17 protein-coding genes are annotated in these 18,648 nt (G+C 70.6%); 4 read left to right on the top strand and 13 right to left on the bottom strand.

Translation table 11 applies throughout. From position 1 onward, the window contains the following. Positions 1-70 precede the first annotated feature (70 nt). The 3 genes from aceE to V3T34_RS17900 all read right to left on the bottom strand — a co-directional run bounded on the left by aceE (position 71) and on the right by V3T34_RS17900 (position 4,445). The gene (gene aceE, locus V3T34_RS17890) at positions 71-2,728 is read right to left on the bottom strand and encodes a pyruvate dehydrogenase (acetyl-transferring), homodimeric type (protein ID WP_305078288.1); all 2,658 of its coding nucleotides are present in this window, start codon (positions 2,726-2,728) and stop codon (positions 71-73) included. A gap of 230 nt (positions 2,729-2,958) precedes the next feature. After that, a complete protein-coding gene (locus V3T34_RS17895) occupies positions 2,959-3,246 on the bottom strand; it encodes a DUF6489 family protein (RefSeq protein ID WP_060847099.1) in 288 nt (95 codons plus the stop codon). A 206-nt stretch (positions 3,247-3,452) separates the two neighbouring features. Further along, on the bottom strand, positions 3,453-4,445 hold the full coding sequence (locus tag V3T34_RS17900) for a LysR family transcriptional regulator (protein WP_305078287.1): 993 nt from the start codon (positions 4,443-4,445) through the stop codon (positions 3,453-3,455). 126 nt (positions 4,446-4,571) lie between these two features. Here V3T34_RS17900 and V3T34_RS17905 point away from each other — a divergent pair, with 126 nt between their 5' ends. Continuing rightward, positions 4,572-5,510 (top strand): ring-cleaving dioxygenase, encoded by a 939-nt coding sequence (locus V3T34_RS17905; protein ID WP_305078286.1) that lies wholly within the window; start codon positions 4,572-4,574, stop codon positions 5,508-5,510. A gap of 124 nt (positions 5,511-5,634) precedes the next feature. Next, positions 5,635-6,531 (top strand): hypothetical protein, encoded by an 897-nt coding sequence (locus V3T34_RS17910; RefSeq protein WP_305078285.1) that lies wholly within the window; start codon positions 5,635-5,637, stop codon positions 6,529-6,531. A gap of 33 nt (positions 6,532-6,564) precedes the next feature. Here V3T34_RS17910 and V3T34_RS17915 read toward each other — a convergent pair whose 3' ends face one another. The 7 genes from V3T34_RS17915 to V3T34_RS17945 all read right to left on the bottom strand — a co-directional run bounded on the left by V3T34_RS17915 (position 6,565) and on the right by V3T34_RS17945 (position 13,727). Then, the gene (locus tag V3T34_RS17915) at positions 6,565-6,756 is read right to left on the bottom strand and encodes a hypothetical protein (RefSeq protein WP_060847102.1); all 192 of its coding nucleotides are present in this window, start codon (positions 6,754-6,756) and stop codon (positions 6,565-6,567) included. A 1,025-nt stretch (positions 6,757-7,781) separates the two neighbouring features. Beyond that, positions 7,782-8,678 carry an NAD(P)/FAD-dependent oxidoreductase gene (locus V3T34_RS17920; RefSeq protein ID WP_305078284.1) on the bottom strand — a complete coding sequence of 299 codons (897 nt, stop codon included), beginning with the start codon at positions 8,676-8,678 and terminating at the stop codon, positions 7,782-7,784. 129 nt (positions 8,679-8,807) lie between these two features. Further along, entirely contained in the window at positions 8,808-9,146 is a 339-nt protein-coding gene (grxD, locus tag V3T34_RS17925) for a Grx4 family monothiol glutaredoxin (protein WP_048426955.1), read from the bottom strand. 25 nt (positions 9,147-9,171) lie between these two features. Further along, positions 9,172-9,693 (bottom strand): DUF29 domain-containing protein, encoded by a 522-nt coding sequence (locus V3T34_RS17930; protein ID WP_305078283.1) that lies wholly within the window; start codon positions 9,691-9,693, stop codon positions 9,172-9,174. A gap of 65 nt (positions 9,694-9,758) precedes the next feature. Next, on the bottom strand, positions 9,759-9,995 hold the full coding sequence (locus V3T34_RS17935; protein WP_048426957.1) for a BolA family protein: 237 nt from the start codon (positions 9,993-9,995) through the stop codon (positions 9,759-9,761). A 237-nt stretch (positions 9,996-10,232) separates the two neighbouring features. Further along, on the bottom strand, positions 10,233-12,455 hold the full coding sequence (gene purL / locus V3T34_RS17940) for a phosphoribosylformylglycinamidine synthase subunit PurL (protein ID WP_305078282.1): 2,223 nt from the start codon (positions 12,453-12,455) through the stop codon (positions 10,233-10,235). An 84-nt stretch (positions 12,456-12,539) separates the two neighbouring features. After that, positions 12,540-13,727 (bottom strand): PepSY-associated TM helix domain-containing protein, encoded by a 1,188-nt coding sequence (locus tag V3T34_RS17945; protein ID WP_305078281.1) that lies wholly within the window; start codon positions 13,725-13,727, stop codon positions 12,540-12,542. A gap of 495 nt (positions 13,728-14,222) precedes the next feature. Here V3T34_RS17945 and V3T34_RS17950 point away from each other — a divergent pair, with 495 nt between their 5' ends. Then, positions 14,223-15,494, top strand: coding sequence for a branched-chain amino acid ABC transporter substrate-binding protein (locus V3T34_RS17950; protein WP_407942727.1), 1,272 nt, complete (start codon positions 14,223-14,225; stop codon positions 15,492-15,494). A 30-nt stretch (positions 15,495-15,524) separates the two neighbouring features. Here the strand turns inward: V3T34_RS17950 and V3T34_RS17955 are convergent, their stop codons facing one another. The 3 genes from V3T34_RS17955 to V3T34_RS17965 all read right to left on the bottom strand — a co-directional run bounded on the left by V3T34_RS17955 (position 15,525) and on the right by V3T34_RS17965 (position 17,517). Continuing rightward, the gene (locus tag V3T34_RS17955) at positions 15,525-16,055 is read right to left on the bottom strand and encodes a CinA family protein (RefSeq protein ID WP_331369253.1); all 531 of its coding nucleotides are present in this window, start codon (positions 16,053-16,055) and stop codon (positions 15,525-15,527) included. A gap of 42 nt (positions 16,056-16,097) precedes the next feature. After that, entirely contained in the window at positions 16,098-16,238 is a 141-nt protein-coding gene (locus V3T34_RS17960) for a hypothetical protein (RefSeq protein WP_167543920.1), read from the bottom strand. A 322-nt stretch (positions 16,239-16,560) separates the two neighbouring features. Continuing rightward, complete coding sequence (locus V3T34_RS17965) at positions 16,561-17,517, bottom strand: NAD(P)/FAD-dependent oxidoreductase (RefSeq protein ID WP_305078278.1); 957 nt, start codon at positions 17,515-17,517, stop codon at positions 16,561-16,563. 188 nt (positions 17,518-17,705) lie between these two features. On the opposite strand from V3T34_RS17965, the gene V3T34_RS17970 reads away from it, so the two are divergent. Continuing rightward, positions 17,706-18,635, top strand: coding sequence for a glutaminase (locus tag V3T34_RS17970; RefSeq protein ID WP_305078277.1), 930 nt, complete (start codon positions 17,706-17,708; stop codon positions 18,633-18,635). Positions 18,636-18,648: the final 13 nt, after the last annotated feature.

Consider the following 18,648-nt stretch of genomic DNA (forward strand, 5'->3'; position numbering starts at 1 on the left):
GTTAGCACTTAGAGGAGAGATGTGACCCCGATAGGATGTCCGAGATGGGCGACCTCGCAGCCGTGAGGGCTCAGACCGTCCAGGGGGCCGGCTTCTCCGGGTTCAGCCCGTACTTGGCGATCGCCTCGGCGACCTTGGCGGCCGGCACGGCGCCCTCCTCGGCCAGGCTCTTGAGCGCCGCGACGGCGACCCAGTAGCGGTTGACCTCGAAGAACTCGCGCAGGCGCACCCGGTAATCCGAGCGGCCGAAGCCGTCGGTGCCGAGCACCTTGTAGCGGCCCGGCACGTAGGGGCGGATCTGGTCGGCGAAGAGACGCATGTAGTCGGTCGCCGCGATCACCGGGCCCTGACGGCTCGACAGGCAGGTCTCGACGTAGCTCGTCTTCTGCGTCTCGGTCGGGTGGAGCATGTTCCAGCGCTCCACCGCCATCGCCTCGCGGCGCAGTTCGGTGAAGCTCGGGCAGGACCAGATGTCGGCGGCGATGCCGAAATCCTGCTCCAGCAGCTCGGCCCCGGCGATGACCTCGCGCAGGATCGTGCCCGAGCCCATCAGCTGCACCCGGTTCGCCGCACCCGCCTTGCCTTCGCGGAACAGGTACATCCCCTTGAGGATCCCGGCCTCGGCCCCTTCGGGCATGCCGGGATGCTCGTAGTTCTCGTTCATCACCGTGATGTAGTAGAACACGTCCTCCTGCTCGGCATACATCCGGCGCAGGCCGTCCTGGACGATCACCGCCACCTCGTACGAGAAGGTCGGGTCGTAGGAGACGCAGTTCGGGATGGTGGCCGAGATCAGGTGGCTGTGGCCGTCCTCGTGCTGCAGGCCCTCGCCGTTCAGGGTCGTGCGGCCGGCGGTGCCGCCGATCATGAAGCCGCGGGCGCGCATGTCGCCGGCGGCCCAGGCGAGGTCGCCGATGCGCTGGAACCCGAACATCGAGTAGTAGATGTAGAACGGGATCGTCGGCGCGTCGGAATGCGAGTACGAGGTCGCGGCCGCGATCCAGGACGACATCGCGCCGGCCTCGTTGATGCCCTCCTGGAGCATCTGGCCCTTCTCGTCCTCGCGGTAGTACATCAGCTGGTTGGCGTCTTCCGGCCGGTAGAGCTGGCCGACCTGACTGAAGATGCCGAACTGGCGGAACATGCCCTCCATGCCGAAGGTCCGGCTCTCGTCGGGCACGATCGGCACGATGCGGTTGCCGATGTTCTTGTCGCGCAGCAGGGTGTTGAGCACCCGCACGAACGCCATGGTGGTGGAGATCTCGCGGCCCGCGGTCTCCTTAAGCTGGGCCGAGAAGGCGTCGAGCGGCGGGATCTGCAGCGCCTGCGACTTCGCGCGCCGGGCCGGCAGCGGACCGCCGAGCGCCTTGCGGCGCTCCATCAGGTAGGTGTGCTCCGGCGACCCCTCGGGGAAGCGGATGAACGGGATCTCGGCGATCTGCTCGTCGTTGAGATCGATGCCGAAGCGGTCGCGGAACTGCTTGAGCACCGCCTCGCCCATCTTCTTCTGCTGATGGGTGATGTTCTGCGCTTCGCCCGCCTCGCCCATGCCGTAGCCCTTGACGGTCTTGGCGAGGATGAGGGTCGGCTGGCCCTTGTGCTTCACGGCCGCGGAATAGGCCGCGAAGACCTTGCTCGGGTCGTGGCCGCCGCGGGTGAGCCGCCAGATGTCGTCGTCGCTCCAGTCCTTCACCAGCGCGGCGGTCTCGGGGTACTTCCCGAAGAAATGCTCGCGGATGTAGGCGCCGTTCTTCGACTTGAAGTCCTGGTACTCGCCGTCGACGCACTCCTCCATCAGGCGCGCCAGCATGCCGGTGGTGTCGCGGGCGAGCAGCTGGTCCCAGCCCGAGCCCCACAGCACCTTGATGACGTTCCAGCCGGCGCCGCGGAAGTTGGCCTCCAGCTCCTGGACGATCTTGCCGTTGCCGCGCACCGGGCCGTCGAGGCGCTGCAGGTTGCAGTTGATGACGAAGACCAGGTTGTCGAGCTTCTCGCGCGAGGCGAGCGAGATCGCGCCGAGCGACTCCGGCTCGTCCATCTCGCCGTCGCCCATGAACGCCCACACCTTGCGGCCGTCGGTGTTGGCGAGGCCGCGATGGTGCAGGTAGCGCAGGTAGCGCGCCTGGTAGATCGCCATCAGGGGGCCGAGGCCCATCGAGACGGTCGGGAACTGCCAGAAATCCGGCATCAGCCAGGGATGCGGATAGGACGAGAGGCCCTTGCCGCCGACTTCCTGGCGGAAGCTCAGCATCTGCTCCTCGGTCAGGCGGCCTTCCAGGTAGGCGCGGGCGTAGATGCCCGGCGAGGAATGGCCCTGGACGTAGATCAGGTCGCCGCCGCGCTCCCCCTCGGCCCCGTGCCAGAAATGCATGAAGCCGGTGTCGTACAGGGTCGCGGCGGACTGGAAGCTGGCGATGTGGCCGCCCAGCTCCGACGAGTCCTTGTTGTTGCGCAGGATGATCGCGATGGCGTTCCAGCGGATCGCCGAGCGGATGCGGTGCTCGATCGCCCTGTCACCCGGATGGGGGGGCTGCTTGTCGACCGGGATCGTGTTCACATAGGCGGTGTTCGCCGAGTAGGGGACGGGCGCACCCTTCTTCCGGGCGCCCTCGATGACCTGCTCGATGAGGAAGTGCGCCCGGTCCGGGCCCTCGACCTCCAGCACGCCGTCGAGCGAGTCGAGCCACTCCTGGGTCTCGACCGGGTCGAGATCGCGACTGCGTTCCACGTTGTCCTCCCTAAGGTCATACTCGATCGGCGAGTCGAGCTGCCGCAGGCGTCAGCATTCTTCGTGCCACCGCCATGCTTTCGCAACTCGTCTGGCATTGCAAGGGTTTAGCTTACCTGATGGAGAGGCGGGTTCCGATCATCCGCACCTTGCGTATTGCTGCAGTGCGAAAATCCGGAACCGCCTCCAGTCCGGCGAAATCACGAGACCGAAACGCGAGGGCCCGGTTCTCAGGCTTCCGATTTGGGGCGAGAGTCCGACTTGGCCGGCGGCGACGCGGTGCCACCGAAACCCTGCTGGAACATCTTGAGAAACATGGTCTGCATCTGATCCGCGTTCTGGGGAAAGACCGTGAACCAGCTGCGCATGATCGCGTCGGGCGAGAAGCGGTCCATCTCGGCCATCATGCGCCGTTCGACCTCGGCCATCACCGCCGCCTGCAGCGGCTCGACGTTGGGAAGACCAACGAACTGGCGGGCCTCGACCGGGGTGCAATCGACCTCGACGCGGAACTTCATTGTTGTCTTTCCTCTCGGTCCCCGATCGAGCTTAGAGCACCTTTTGCTGCGGCTGGGAACCGGGCGAGGCGAAAAAAATGCCTTGAAATCAAGGGTCTAGTCTAGCACGCAGCATCGCTGCCGCGCCTCGCGCGGCCGACAGCCTCCTACGACGAAGGTCGTATGCGCCCCCTCGGCCATTCCGGCGGCCTTGTAAAGCCGCATTGTTACGCGCCGATGATTCTGTCACCGGTCCCGCTTGCCGTCATCCCGCTCGTACCGGCCTCCGTCCCGGTCTCGCCGCGGCCCGCCTCGCTCGCCCAGGGTGCCGCGGCGAGCCGGCGCTCGAGGAACGTCACCAGGGCGGTGACGCGGGCCGGGCGGGCCGCGCCCGGCGGCATCAGGAGGTTGAGCCCGACCGGCGGCGGCGACCAGTCCGGCATCACCCGTTCGAGCCGCCCGGTGCGCAGGTCGTCCCAGACCAGGAAGTCCGGCTGCACCGCGAGCCCCAGCCCGGCGCGCAAAGCCGGCGTGAGCGCATCGGCGTTGTTCGCCCGCAGCCGCCCGGCCGGCGTCACCGTCGCCTCGGTGCCGGCCGCGTCGCGGAAGTGCCAGCGCTCCGGGTTCGGCAGGTAGGCGTAGCCGAGGCAGGCATGGCCGGCGAGGTCGCGCGGATGCGCCGGCCTCCCGGCCCGGTCGAGATAGGCGGGGGCCGCCACCAGCGAGCGGCCGACGGCGCAGAGGCGGCGCAGGCGCAGGCTCGAATCGGCGAGCGCCGCGATGCGCAGCCCGAGGTCGAAGCCGTCGCCGACGAGGTCGACCTGCGCGTCGCTCAGGTGCAGGTCGACCGCGACCTCCGGATGCGCGGCGAGGAAGTCGGGCAGGAGCGGCGCGACGTGGGCGAGGCCGAACGACATCGGGGCCGCCATCCGCACCAGGCCCCGTGGCGAGGCGGACTGCGCCATCGCCTCGGCCTCCGCCGACTCGCCGGCCGCCAGGATGCGGGCGGCGCCGTCGAGGGCGAGGCGCCCGGCCTCGGTGAGGGCGAGCCGCCGCGACGTGCGGTGCAGGAGGGCGGCGCCGAGGCGGCGCTCGAGCCGGCTCACCGCCTTCGACACCGTGGCCTTGGACAGGCCGAGCTCGGTGGCGGCGCGGGAGAACGAGGCGGTCTGCGCCACCCGGGCGAAGATCGCCCAGGCCTCGAAATCGGGCAGCGGCATGGGCGCGTCCGGAAACGATGGGTTTCGACTGTTTCTATTTTGGGGCTCGAAGGCAAGTCCTAGATTGCCGTCATCGCAAGGCGGCCCGGCTTATCCTTCCCGCCGCCGCCCCGGGAGCTCTCGGCCATGACCACCACCCACGCCTCCGCCGGCCTGCACCACGTCACCGCCATCTCCGGCCCGGCGCGCCGCAACCTCGACTTCTACACTCGGATCCTCGGGCTGCGCCTCGTGAAGAAGACCGTCAACTTCGACGATCCGGGCACCTACCACCTCTATTACGGCGACGCGGACGGTGCGCCCGGCACGATCCTGACCTTCTTCCCCTGGGAGCACGTCGCCCCGGGCCGGGTCGGGGTCGGGCAGACCGAGGAGACGGCGTTCCGGGTGCCGGAGGGGTCGATCGGCTACTGGACCCACCGGCTGGTGGCGGCCGGCATCGCCTTCGAGGCGCCCGCCAAGGTCTTCGGCGAGACGGTGCTGCCGTTCCGCGACCCCGACGGGATGCGCCTCGCCCTGGTCGGCGTGGCGGGGGCGGAGGCCGACCCGGCCTGGACCGGGTCGGACGTGCCGGCCGAGCACGCGGTGCGGGGCTTCCACGGCGTGACCCTGATGCTGCGCCAGGCGGCCCCCACCGCCCGGGTGCTGACCGAGGTGTTCGGCTGGGCCGAGACCGGCCGGGAGGGCGCGCTCGTCCGCTACGCCGGCGCGGCCGGGCTCGGCGCCCACGTCACCCTGCGGGAGGTCGGCGACTTCCTGCCCGGGCGCTCGGGCGGCGGCTCGGTGCACCACATCGCCTTCCGGGCCGCCGACGACGCAGGCCAGGCCGAGATGGCGGAGCGGGCCGGGGCGCTCGGGCTGCAGGTGACCGAGCAGCGCGACCGCAACTACTTCCGCTCGGTCTACTTCCGCGAGCCCGGCGGCGTGCTGTTCGAGATCGCCACCGACGCGCCGGGCTTTGCCGCCGACGAGCCGGCGGAGGCCTTGGGCGAGGCCCTGAAGCTGCCGGGCTTCCTCGAGCCTCACCGGGCCGAGATCGAGCGGGTGCTGCCGGCCCTGGCGTGAGGGGAGGGCGGTCCGGGTCCGCGGGCCCGGGCCGCCTTCCGCCCGCGGGCGCGACGCGACGGTAACCAATCGGTAAGCAAGCATGGTTACCCAAATCTTCCTGGATTTCTGGGAAGCTCGGGTCATGGTGGATCAGAACGACGTCGCCGGCGCGCCGGCCCCGGCGATGCTCTCGGCGAAGCGCGGTGTCGCGGCCCTGGCCGGGTGGCGCAAGATGAAGACGACGACGGTGGCGGCGCTGCTCTGCGCCGGCTGCGTCGGCGCCCTGTCGGGCGGCGCCACCGTGGCGCTGATGAATGCCGCCCAGGGCGGCGGCGCGGGCATCCCGCCGGCCGAGTGGACGCGGCTGAGCGCCCGGGTCGAGGCCGGCGGCACCGAGAGCGCGCGGCTCGCCACCGACCTGTCGCTCCTGCGCGACCGCACGGCGCAGGCCCACGAGGCGGCCGACAAGGGCCGCGCCGAGGCCGGGGCCCGCCTCGGGCAGATTTCCGAGCGCATCGAGCGGATGCAGCGCCAGGAGGGCGACCTCGCCGGCAAGGTCGCGGCGCTGACCGAGCGCCTGTCGGCGATGGCCGAGCGTCAGGAGCACGCCGACCGCGAGCAGGCCGCCCGCCTCGCGGCGGTGATGGACAGGCTGGAGAAGGCGGACAAGCGACCGGTTCCGGTCGCCGCGGTTGCGGCTCCGGTGGCCCAGAGTCCCGTGGCTCAGGCTCCGGCGGTCCACGCGCCGATGGCGGCCGCGCCGGTCGCGGTCAAGCCCGTCGCGGCGGCGGAGCCGGCCCTGACCGGCAGCCTTCCCGACAAGCCGGCCGACAAGGCCAAGCCGCCGGCCATCGAGGGCTGGGTGCTGCGCGACGTCTATGACGGGATGGCGATGATCGAGAACCGCAATCGGCGTCTCGTCGAGGTCGGGCCGGGCGATACGCTGCCGGGCGCGGGCCGGATCGAGGCGATCGAGCGGCGTGGGCGGACCTGGGTCGTGGTGACCACCAAGGGCCTAATCACGCCGCAGACCTGGTGAGCGCGAGGCGGGACGCTTGCCGCGCTCGCGCGGTCAGGCGTGCTGCAAGGTCTGCCCGGCGGGTACATCCTGTGCCGGGGCCTGTACCGGCAGGAAGCCGATCGCCGCACGGCGACGGCCGCGGGCCTTCGCTTCGCTCCGAGCGGACTTGGTTGGATGGAGAAGCTCGGCGAGGCGGGCGAGGCTCTCGGCGTCGTCGAGGTTCCGGGACTCGAAATCAGGCATGAGGATCCCCCGGGCGCGCGGCCCGTGGCTGTCTGGTAAGACGCATACTGGGTTAGAGAACCGACAACGGCTAAGAAATGCCATAGTTCCGTAGCCGGTGCCGTCGCGCAAGGAAAAGTTCACCGTTGCCGACTAAGGTGGCGGATTGCCATGCGCGACAGTGAAAAGGGGCTTAGCGCGGAGGTTGCATCGCGGCCGTGCGCCAGCGCACGCCCCTTATTGTGCGCCGCGAGATGATCTCGCACGCATCGCAACAGAGACAGCTTGTCGCAAAGCTTGGCAGTTCGGGCGCAGTCTACGGCGGCATGCTGTCCGAGGTCGTCCCCGCGCACGATATGGACTTGCGCGACCAAGTCTCGCGCGGACAAGTCTTGCGAAACGAGGTCTCGACCGCGCAATCCGCTCCGGTGCCTCCTCACGGCCGCATCCCGGAGGATTCACGGCTCCCAACCCGCAGGCGAGTCGTCCGGTTCCCGACGATTCTCGCGACGAGGCCGTGCGATGTCGGGCGCGGCTGGCGCCGAGCGCCGTCCTGCTCGTACCCGCCCGCGGGATCGTCGCCGGCTCTACCGTCAGGTCACGCCCTTGGATGTCGCGCCCTTGGATCGCGCCGCGGCCTCGACCGGCCGCGTGGGACCGGATCAGCTTCGCGGCTCGCTCGCGGCGAGGGCGGATTGGGCCATGCGGATCAAGTCCCGCGCTGTGAGCGCGTGGTGCTCGGCGCCGGGCTGCCGCAAGGCGGCATCGCGGATCGACGCAGCACGCTGCGCGCGCCGGGCGAGCCCTGCCCGCCAAGCCTCTCCCAGGCCCTTCATGATGGAATCCCCTCGTCGCGCAGCAACGCTAACAAGTGTTTTTGCAGGGATAAAGTCTTGACAGGGAGATTGTTTGTCCGCGCGAGCCGGCGGACCACCTCGCCCGGGGAGCCAAGCGCCTGACACGTCCGCGTTATTGGGACGAGGCGGGACTCACGAAAAAAGCGGAATTCTGTCCTGGCCTATGCTCGCGCACGACCGATTCGCCGGTCAGCGGGTGTCCTCGCGCAGGAGCTCGGTATTGACCGCGAAGGCCGCCATCGCGCCCTCGGCGGCGGCCACGATGGCGAGCTGGACCCGCCGCGAGGCATCGCCCGCCACGTAGAGCCCCGGCACGTTCGTCTCCTCGTACTCGCCCGTCCGCACCGTGCCCTTGCCCGAGACGTCGCAGCCGAGCCGCTCGACGAGCCGGGAGGGGATGCAGGGCCCGGTGACGAAGAACAGGGCGGCGCAGGCCAGGGCCTCGCCGTCGCGCAGGCGGATCCGGGCGAACCGTCCGTCCTCGCCCTCGAGCCGGGCGATCCCGCGCTCCTCGATCCGCACGCCGTGGCGGGCGAGGCGCTCGCGTTCCGGCGCATCGAGGCCGCAGGGCCCGTCGGTGCAGAGCGTCAGGTCGCGGCTCCAGGCGGTGAGCTCGAGGGCGAGCCCGTTCCCCGTATCGCCCTGGCCGTAGATGGCGAGCGGCCGGTCGCGGTTCTCGTAGCCGTCGCAATACGGGCAGTGGTGGACGCCGCGGCCCCAGAACTCCGAGAACCCCTCGATCGGCGGCAGATCGGTGCGCAGGCCGGTGGCGAGGATCATCCGGCGGGCCTTGGCGCGGCGCTGGTCGTCCATCACGACCCGGAAGCCGTCCGGCGCCGGCACGGCGTCGGCGACGCGCCCGTCCCAGATCTCCACCGTGTCGTAGGCGGCGAGTTCCCGGCGTCCCTCGTCGCGCAAGTCGCCGGGCGGGCGGCCGTCGCGGCCGAGGAAGCCGTGCATGTGCGGCGTCACCGCGTTGCGCGGGTGGCCGGCGTCGATCAGCAGCACCCGGCGCCGGCAGCGCCCGAGGATGAGGGCGGCCGACAGGCCCGCCGGCCCGCCGCCCACGATGATCACGTCCCGCATCTCGCCGTCCCGCGCGCCGTCACTCGGGGGTAGACGCATCGACGGGTGGCCGGGTTTCGCCGCACCGCCCACGAAAAAGGGCGCTCGCGCGCCCTTCCTCGTCCGCCTGTCCGGCGTGGATCCGCGGGATCAGGCCGCGGCGGTGTTGGTGGCGATGCCCTTCTCGGTCAGCATCTGCTGCAGCTCGCCGGACTGGAACATCTCGCGGGTGATGTCGCAGCCGCCGACGAACTCGCCCTTGACGTAGACCTGCGGGATGGTCGGCCACTGCGAGAAGGCCTTGATGCCCTCGCGGATCTCCATGTCCTCGAGCACGTTCACGCCCTTGAACGGCACGCCGAGGTAGTTGAGGATCTGGGCCACTTGGCCCGAGAAGCCGCACATCGGAAATTGCGGCGTGCCCTTCATGAACACCACCACGTCCTGGGACTTGATCTCGGTCTCGATGCGGCTGTTGACGTCGGTCATGGCTCTACCCCTGTGTGGGCTCTAGCTAGTGATGGTCGTTCGGGTTTTGCAAGATGGAGGCGAGGCGCAGGAGCGCCCCGTCGAGGGTGAAATCCTCGGCCACCAGTTCCTCGGGCGTGAACGGGCTCCGGTCCGGCAGCCCGGTCGCCAGCTCGTCGCCCCAGACCGCCAGTTCGGCCGCGGCCACCGCCTTCGAGTCGCGCCAGAGGCCGTCCCAGTCGATCCGCTGCCGTATCGATCGCGTGTAGCGGCGCCTCGCCGTCGCGTGGAACGCGATGATCTCGGCCCGCCACGAACGCACCAATTGGGCCCTCGGGGCCGACAGGTATTTCAGGACGTGGACCAGCATCGCCTGCAGGGTGCCCTCGAGGGTCCTAATCTGCGACCGCCCCACGTCCTCGACCTCCTCGATGATGTTGTCCCAGTCGAGGGTGTTCGAGAGGTCCGGCCGCGCCCCGAGGGCGCGGAGAGCCGCCGCCTGCTGCTCCGCCCAGGCGACGACGTCCTCGTCGTAGAGGCTCGGCCGATCCGTGCGGATCTCGTCCATGCGGCAGACCTCCGGGGAAATCGATCCTTGAGGCGTCGATCCTTGGGGCATCGATCCTTGGGGCCTCAATCCTGCGGCACGCCCGTGGTCAGGGCAAGGGCGTGCAGCACGCCGCCCATCCGCCCCTGGAGCGCGCCGTAGACCATCTGGTGCTGCTGCACCCGCGACTTGCCCTTGAACGCCGCCGACACGACGGTGGCGGCGTAGTGGTCGCCGTCGCCGGCGAGATCGCGGATCTCGATCGTGGCGTCGGGCAGGGCCTCCTTGATCATCGCCTCGATCTCGCGGGCATCCATCGGCATCGGGGTCGTCTCCTACTCGGAATCGGGATGGCTCGAAGATATCCGGGGCATGTGAACCGGTTCATTCCGGCCCGCAACCTCATCCTGAGGTGCGAGTGAAACGAGCCTCGAAGGAGGGCTCCAGGGACCAAGTCGATGTCTGGAGCCCTCCTTCAAGGTCAGTCCATCGGAGATGGACTGACGTCTCAGGATGAGGTCGTGAGTGGGATCGAGCGCAAGATGTGCTCGAACGAACCCTCAGGCCGCGTCGGCCGCCGGCCCGGCCATGTAGCCCGGCAGCCAGCCCTCGTGCGCCTGGCGCAGATCGTCGAGGGTGACGATCTCGTCGCCCGGCAGGGTCAGCGAATCGGCGCCGGTGACGCCGATCACCGCCGCGTCGATGCCCTGCGCGCTGGCGCTGTAGAGGAGGTCGGCGACCGCGTCGGGCTCCACCGCCAGGAGGTAGCGGCCCTGGTCCTCGCCGAACAGGTAGGCGTGGCAGGCCACCGGCAGCGGGCATTCGGGCAGCACCGCGCCGATGTTGCCGGCGAGCGCCATCTCGGCGACCGCCACCGCGAGGCCGCCGTCGGAGAGGTCGTGCACGGTGTCGACGATTCCCGAGGTGATCAGCCCGCGCACGAAGTCGCCGTTGCGCTTCTCGGCGGCGAGGTCGACCGGGGGCGGCGCCCCCTCCTCGCGGCCGCAGACCGTCGCCAGGTAGGCCGACTGCCCGAGCCAGCCCTTGGTGGCGCCGATCAGCACCAGGGCGTCGCCGTCGCGCTTGAACGCGACCGTGGCGATCTTCTCCACGTCGTCGACCACGCCGACGCCGCCGATGGTCGGGGTCGGCAGGATGCCCACGCCCTCGGTCTCGTTGTAGAGCGAGACGTTGCCGGACACGACCGGGAAGTCGAGGGCGCGGCAGGCCTCGCCGATGCCCTGGATGCAGCCGACGAACTGGCCCATCACCTCCGGCTTCTCCGGGTTGCCGAAGTTGAGGTTGTCGGTGATGGCGAGCGGACGGCCGCCGACCGCCGTGATGTTGCGCCAGGCTTCCGCAACCGCCTGCTTGCCGCCCTCGACCGGATCGGCCTCGCAGTAGCGCGGGGTGACGTCGGTGGAGATGGCCAGCCCCTTCGGCCCGTCCTCGACCCGCACCACCGCGGCGTCGCCGCCGGGCTTCTGCACGGTGTTGCCGAGGATGAAGTGGTCGTACTGCTCGTAGACCCAGCGCTTCGAGCACAGGTCCGGCGAGGCGACGAGCTTTTTCAGCGCGTCGACGTTGCGCATCGGCGCCGCCACGTCCTCTGCCTTGATCTCCGGCTGGTGGGCGTTCTGGCGGTGCGGCCGGTCGTAGAGCGGCGCCTCGTCGCCGAGCTCCTTGATCGGCAGGTCGGCGACGGTCTCGCCGCCGTGCTTGATGACGAAGCGGAGCGTGTCGGTGGTGTGGCCGATGATCGCGAAGTCGAGGCCCCACTTGACGAAGATGGCCTTGGCCTCGTCCTCCATGCCGGGCTTGAGCACCATGAGCATGCGCTCCTGGCTCTCCGACAGCATCATCTCGTAGGCGGTCATGCCCGGCTCGCGGGTCGGCACCGCATCGAGGTTCAGCTCGACGCCGAGATTGCCCTTGGCGCCCATCTCGACCGCCGAGCAGGTCAGGCCCGCCGCGCCCATGTCCTGGATCGCGATGACGGCGCCGGACTGCATCAGCTCCAGGCAGGCCTCGAGCAGGAGCTTCTCGGCGAAGGGATCGCCGACCTGCACGGTCGGGCGCTTCTCCTCCGACGAGGCGTCGAAGGCGGCGGACGCCATGGTGGCGCCGTGGATGCCGTCGCGGCCGGTCTTCGAGCCGAGATAGACGATCGGGTTACCCACGCCCGTGGCGGCGGCGTAGAAGATCGCGTCGGTCTTCGCGAGGCCCACCGCCATGGCGTTGACCAGGATGTTGCCGTCGTAGCGGGTGTGGAAGCCCACCGCCCCGCCGACCGTCGGCACGCCGAAGGAATTGCCGTAGCCGCCGATGCCCGCGACCACGCCCGAGACGAGGTGGGGCGTGCGCGGATGGTCCGGCGCACCGAAACGCAGCGCGTTGAGCGCCGCGATCGGCCGCGCGCCCATGGTGAAGACGTCGCGCAGGATGCCGCCGACGCCCGTGCCCGCGCCCTGGTAGGGCTCGATGAAGCTCGGGTGGTTGTGGCTCTCCATCTTGAACACGCAGGCGAGGCCGTCGCCGATGTCGATGACGCCGGCATTCTCGCCCGGGCCCTGGATCACCCACGGCGCCTTGGTGGGCAGCGTCTTCAGGTGCAGGCGGGAGGACTTGTACGAGCAGTGCTCGTTCCACATCGCCGAGACGATGCCGAGCTCGGTGATGGTCGGCTCGCGTCCGATCAGCCCGACGAAGCGCTGGTACTCGTCCTCGGTCAGGCCGTGCTGGCGCACGAGCTCGGGCGTGATGGAGACGTCGTTGCGGATCATGCGGCATCCTCTCGCCGGTCGGGCGGCCCTGCTGCCCGTGCGCTTACTGCCTGATGGGACCGAAAGGCAACTCGCGACCGAGGGTCAGGCGGCTTGCTCGGGCCGCATGCCGCCCGGGGTCCGCGCCGTCCCGGCCGCCGGGGCCGCGGCATGCCGGCGCCGGCTGCGGCGTCGACCGAGGTAGAGCAGCAGCCCCGTCACCCCGAAGAGCGGCATGGCGAGCGCCGCCAGCGCGAACGCTACCGTGCCGACGGGCCCGAAGAAGCGGCCCTCGTGCAAGGCCAGCATGCTACCGGTGAGCCGGGGCCCCAGCGCCCGCTCGGCGTAGAGGTCGCGGGAGTCGAGCGTGCCGTCGGGACGGAACCGCCACTCGTCGCGGGCCTGGAAATGCGCCGCGTCGGGCGCCACCGACCGGATGCGGATGGTCTCCCCGGCGCGGGCGGGGGCGAGCGTCGCGGTCGCGTAGCGCCCGCCCGTCGCCGCCGAGAACGCCGCGAAGGCGGGATCGAGGGGGACGGCCGCGGCCTCGCGCTTCGTCGCCTCCCGGGCTCCCGCGATCCGCGCAGAGGCGGCGGGCGGCCGGCCGGTGAGCAGGAAGGTCGCCCCGTCGCGGTACCAGTCGTAGGACCACCACAGGCCGGTCAGCGCCATCACGAGGTAGAGCACGAGCACCCAGGTGCCGACGACCGCGTGCAGCGACCAATAGAGCGCCCTGCCGCGGCGGGCGAGCGCCGGCTTCAGCCAGATCCGCCAGTCGCGCCGGCCCTTCGGCCAGCGCAGGTACAGGCCCGACAGCGCGAGGTAGACGAGCGCGAGCGCCGAGGCGCCGGTGAGGCTGCGGCCCCAGCCGTCGCCGTTGCCGGGAAGCAGCAGCCAGCGGTGCAGCCGCAGCACCGCATCGAAGAAGGCCTCGCCCCGCGCCGGTCCGAGGATCCGCCCGTCATAGGGGTCGACATAGGTCTCGGTCCCGCGGCCCGGGCCATCGGCGAGACGGACCCGCGCCGCCCGGTCGGGGGCGCCGTTCAGCACCATCAGGGTCACGCGGCGCCCCGGCGCGTCGCCCGTCAGCCGGGCGACCAGCGCGTCCGGCGTCAGCCGCGGGGCCTCGCGAACCTGGACGGTGACGATGTCGGGGCTGAGGAGGCCGGCAATCTCGTCCTCGACGCTCAGCACGCCGCCCGTCGCCCCGACGACCATCAGCACGAGGCCGGCGGTCAGGCCGAGGAACCAGTGGAGCTGGAAGAGCGCCGATCTCGCGAGCGCCGCTCTCACCGGGGGGGCCCCGCGCGGGCCGGGTCGGGCTGAATCATGGTCGGTATCCCCGTCGCGGGCGCCGGGCCGAACGAGCGCCGCCGGCCGCTCGCCGGCCGATGACCTGGATCACCGCGACGCTTAGGCCGGTGATGGAGCGGATGTCAACGGTTCGCGTTGCAATCAGGGGTATAAGTATAATTATAATCATTCCAAATTGCGCGTTTTCCAAGCATATACGAAAAACAAAAACCGAAGATTGCCGTATCATACGCTTCAGATGATGACGATTGCGAATTTTTTCTGTCGTGATCCTTCGAATTTTCACGATCGCGATTGGGGTAAGCAGGTTCCGGGACGGTGTCGCATGTAACGCCGGGCGAGTGACCTCGGGCGGTCGCAGTTTCCGCTTGACGCGCTCGCGTCCCGCGCCGGACCTTTCGACCCGGCAACGCGGCACCGACCCGGCAGGGACCCGAGACGACCGCGGCCGAGAGGAGAGGAAGCATGATGACCATTCGCGAGGCGCTGCGTGGCGCCGCCTTCGTCGTTGCGACCTGCGGCCCGGTCTTTTGCAGCGCAGCCTTCTGCGGCGCAGCCCTTTGCGGCGCAGCCGCCGCGCAGGAGACGGTCAAGATCGCCTTCATCGATCCGCTCTCGGGCGGTGGCGCCCCGACCGGAGAGGCCGGCCTGCGCCACTTCCAGTACATGGCCGAGGTGCTGAACGCCCGCCAGAAGGCGTTTCGCTTCGAGGTCCTGGCCTACGACAACAAGGTGAACCCGCAGGAGACCCTGATCGCCGCCCAGAAGGGCATCGATGCCGGTGCCCGCGTGGTGGTGCAGGGCAACGGCTCCTCGGCGGCCGCGGCGCTCACCGATTTCGTCGCCAAGCACAACGAGCGCAACCCCGACCGCCAGGTCATCTACATCAACTACGCGGCGGTCGATCCGTCGCTGACCAACGAGAAGTGCAACTACTGGCACTTTCGCTTCGACGCCAACTCGGACATCAAGATGGAGGCGTTGACGAACTTCATCAGGACGCGACCCGAGATCAAGAAAATCTATCTGATCAACCAGGATTACTCGTTCGGCCAGTCGGTGCGCCAGCAGGCGCGGGCGATGCTGAAGGCGAAGCGGCCCGACATCCAGATCGTCGGCGACGAGGTGACGCCGCTGCAGAAGGTCAACGACTTCGCCCCCTACATCACCAAGATCAAGGCGTCGGGGGCCGATTCGGTCATCACCGGCAACTGGGCGCAGGACATCAACCTGCTGCTCAAGGCGGCGGCGGAAGCCGGGCTGCAGGCGAGCTTCTACACCTATTATGCCGGCGGCACCGGCGGGCCCACCGTGGTGCGCCAGACCGGCCTCGCCCACCGGGTGTTCGAGGTCAAGCAAGGCGGCGCCAACGAGGGCGATGCCGCCACGCAGGATTTCGAGGCGGCGTTCCGCGCCCGCACCGGAATCGGCTCGACCTATCCGCGCGCCTTCAACGCAATGAACGCGCTGCTCACCGCGATGCAGGAGGCCGGCTCGTCGGAGGCGCGCAAGGTGGCGCAGAAGCTCGAGCAGGCGCGCCTCAAGCCGTATGTCGGCAGCGAGGGCTTCGTGCGGCCCGACGACCACCAGTACTTCCAGACGATGTTCGTCTCGTCCTTCGGGCCGATGGAGCCCGGCATGCGGTTCGACGAGGAGGGCACCGGCTGGGGCTGGAAGATGGCCGGCCGGGTCGAGACCAAGGACACGCTGCTGCCGACCACCTGCCGGATGGACCGGCCGAACTGATTGGGGCTGGGACCTCGGGGTGCCGGGGCCTTAGGGTGCGCGGCCTTGGGGTGGAGGCGGCGCCTGCGGAGCCCAGTCCGCCTCCGCCAGCGCGTCCAGGAAGGCGTCCAGCATGGCGGCCGCGAAGGCCTCCATGTTGGCGGCCCGGTCGGCGAGGCCGGTCTCGAGGGTCGCGCGGCGCGGGGCCGGGCCGGCGACCGCCAGGCAGGTATGGCCGGCCGCGTCGCCGTAGCGGTTGCCGCCCGGGCCGGCGGCCCCGGTCTCGCACAGGCCCCAGACCGCGCCGTGGCGCTCGCGCACAAGGACGGCGACGCGTTCGGCATAGGGCTCGCTGGCACTGCGCAGGCCCGCCATCCCGGCCTCGTCGAGGCCCAGCAGTGCGCGGCGCGCCGCGCCGGTATAAACCACCGCGCCGCCGAGGAAGTAGGCCGAGGCGCCCGGCACCGCCAGCAGCGCGGCCGCGACGAGCCCGCCGGCGGAGGATTCGGCCACCGCGACGGTCTCCCGCCGGGCCGTGAGCCGGGCGGCGACGCGGCTGGCCCTGTCCATCAGTTCGCGCATCGTCCCGTCTCCCGCGGGGGGGCCCCGCTCCGGCCGCGGCCTCTACTCGGTCAGGGCGCCGTCGTCGCCGCCGGACGGCGCCTGGCGCACCCAGGCGTCGAGGGCCTTGCCGATCCCGACCCCGGCGAGAGCCACGAACGTCATCGACCCGGCGATGTGGAGGAAGAGGTACGCATCAGACATCGAACTCACCCGACATGAGGGCTGCGCGGCAGGGCCGTGGCGGTTGCAAGCCGCCCGGCCACGAGACCGTCGTCGCCCCGTGGTGTGGTGGAAGGCCGGAGCGGTCCGGCCTGCGGGAGCCGGCTGTGCCGGCGCGAGGGAGAGCCCGGGGGATCGCCTCGGGGATGAAGCCCATCCCGTTCGGGAACTGTGTCGCACCGCCTTTGGGCGGAACGATGGTCCCGATGTGGCAAGGCTAGCGCCGGCCACGCTCGATGCGCGGTGCGCTCGCGCACCCGGGGGATCGCCGGGTTCCGAGCCGGGTTCCTGGCGGCCGCCGGCTTCACGGCTCGGCCTGCCCGAGCACGCGCTCGGCGAGGGCGAGCCCGCTCAGGTAGGCGAACTCGACCCGCGGGCCGAGGCAGCCGTCGCCGGCATAGCCCAGGCCCGTCTCCGGCGCGAACAGGCACGGGGTCCCGACGGCCCGCTCGACCTGGGCGTAGCGCCAGCGATGGGCGGCGGCGTGGCGCACCATCCCGAGGGGGACGATGGCCTGCAGGGCCGCGACCAGCCGCTCGGCGACCGCGTCGGCACCGTCCTCGAGGTTGGCGCGCGACCAGGCCGGTGCGGCGTGCGCCACCACGTTGCCGCCGCCCTCGCGGCCGGGCCTGGTGCCGTCGCGGGCGATCCAGGCGAAGACGGCGGCAGGGTCGTCGTCCTGCCGCGCCGGCTCCTCGAAGGGCGGCGGGCCGTCATGGGCGAGCATCAGGGTCCAGCACGGGGCGTAGCGCACGTCGGCGAGGCCCGGCAGATCCTGGCCGCAGCCGGCCAGGAGCGCGAGGCCCTGGGGCGAGGGGCAGGTGAGCAGCACTCGCGAGAAGGCGGCCCCGTCGGCGAGGGCCGTGCCGTCGGCCTCCTCCAGCCGCCATCGGTCGTCCGCCCGCGCTAGGCGGCCGACGGCGCGGCCGCAGGACAGGTCGATGCCGGCGAGGAGGTCGCGGGCCGGGGCCGACATGCCGGGGGCTCCGACGGACCGGTGGGGCCCGCCCCAGGGGGCGGCGATACCCCGGGCCGTCCAGTCCTCGACGCAGGCCGCGAAACGCGGGTCGCGGGCGGTGAAGAACTGGGCGCCGTGGTCGAAGCGCAGGCCGTCCGGCCCGCGCCTCGTCGCCATGCGGCCGCCGGGACCGCGGCCCTTGTCGAGCACGACGACCCGGTGCCCGGCATCGTGCAGGCGACGCGCCGCCGCGGCCCCGGCGATGCCCGCCCCGATGATCGCGATGGTCCCGTCCCGGCCCAATTCCGTCGCTCCCGCCTTCCGACCGCGCCATGAGAAGTCGTTGCGTCAACGCACAACAATTCGCCGCGGTGCCAATCAATCGCGCAAAATCTCTCGCGTCAGGTGCGGAACTTTTCGCCGCCGGCTTGAGGCCTCGAACTTGCAGGCTTAAGGCCGCGCTTCGTCTTCAAGTCCGGGATTGCCGCTCCGTGCCGAACCTCGAAACCGTCGTCCGCGAGATCGCCGACGAGATGCGCCAGCGGAGCGACCGCGGCGAGGTGGCGCGCTACATCCCGGAGCTCGCCCGGGTCGATCCGAACCAGTTCGGCCTCGCGGTGATCGGCGCCGACGGCACGGTGGCGGCGGCGGGCGATTGCGACGTGCCGTTCTCGATCCAGAGCATCTCGAAGGTGTTCACCCTGACGCTGGCGCTCGGCATGGTCGGCGACCGGCTGTGGCAGCGGGTCGGGCGCGAACCCTCGGGCAGCCCGTTCAACTCCGTCGTCCAGCTCGAATACGAGCGCGGCATCCCCCGCAACCCGTTCATCAATGCCGGCGCGATCGCCGTCACCGACCTGATCCTGTCGCGCCACCAGCCCCGCGAGGCGATCGGCGAGATCCTGCGCTTCATGCAGTACTTGGCGCAGGACAATACCATCACGATCGACGAGGAGGTGGCGGCCTCCGAGCAGCGCACGGGATTCCGCAACGTGGCGCTCGCCAACTACATGAAGTCGTTCGGGGTGATCGACAATCCGGTCGAGTACACGCTCGGCGTCTACTTCCACCACTGCGCCATCAGCATGACGTGCCGGCAGCTCGCGGCGGCGGGCCGGTTCCTGGCGCATTCGGGCCGCGATCCGAGCACCGGCCTGTCGGTGGTGCAGGCCGAGCGGGCGCGGCGCATCAACGCCGTCATGCTGACCTGCGGCCATTACGACGGCTCGGGCGAGTTCGCCTACCGGGTCGGCCTGCCGGGCAAGAGCGGGGTCGGCGGCGGCATCCTGGCGGTGGCGCCCGGAACGGCCTCGATCGCCGTCTGGGCGCCGGGGCTCGACGCCGCGGGCAATTCCCATCTCGGTCGCATCGCCCTCGAGCGGCTGACGAAGCGCCTCGGCTGGTCGATCTTCGGCGAGTAGGGGACTTCCCCGT

The organism is Methylobacterium ajmalii (assembly GCF_036448855.1).
Lineage (GTDB): Bacteria > Pseudomonadota > Alphaproteobacteria > Rhizobiales > Beijerinckiaceae > Methylobacterium > Methylobacterium ajmalii.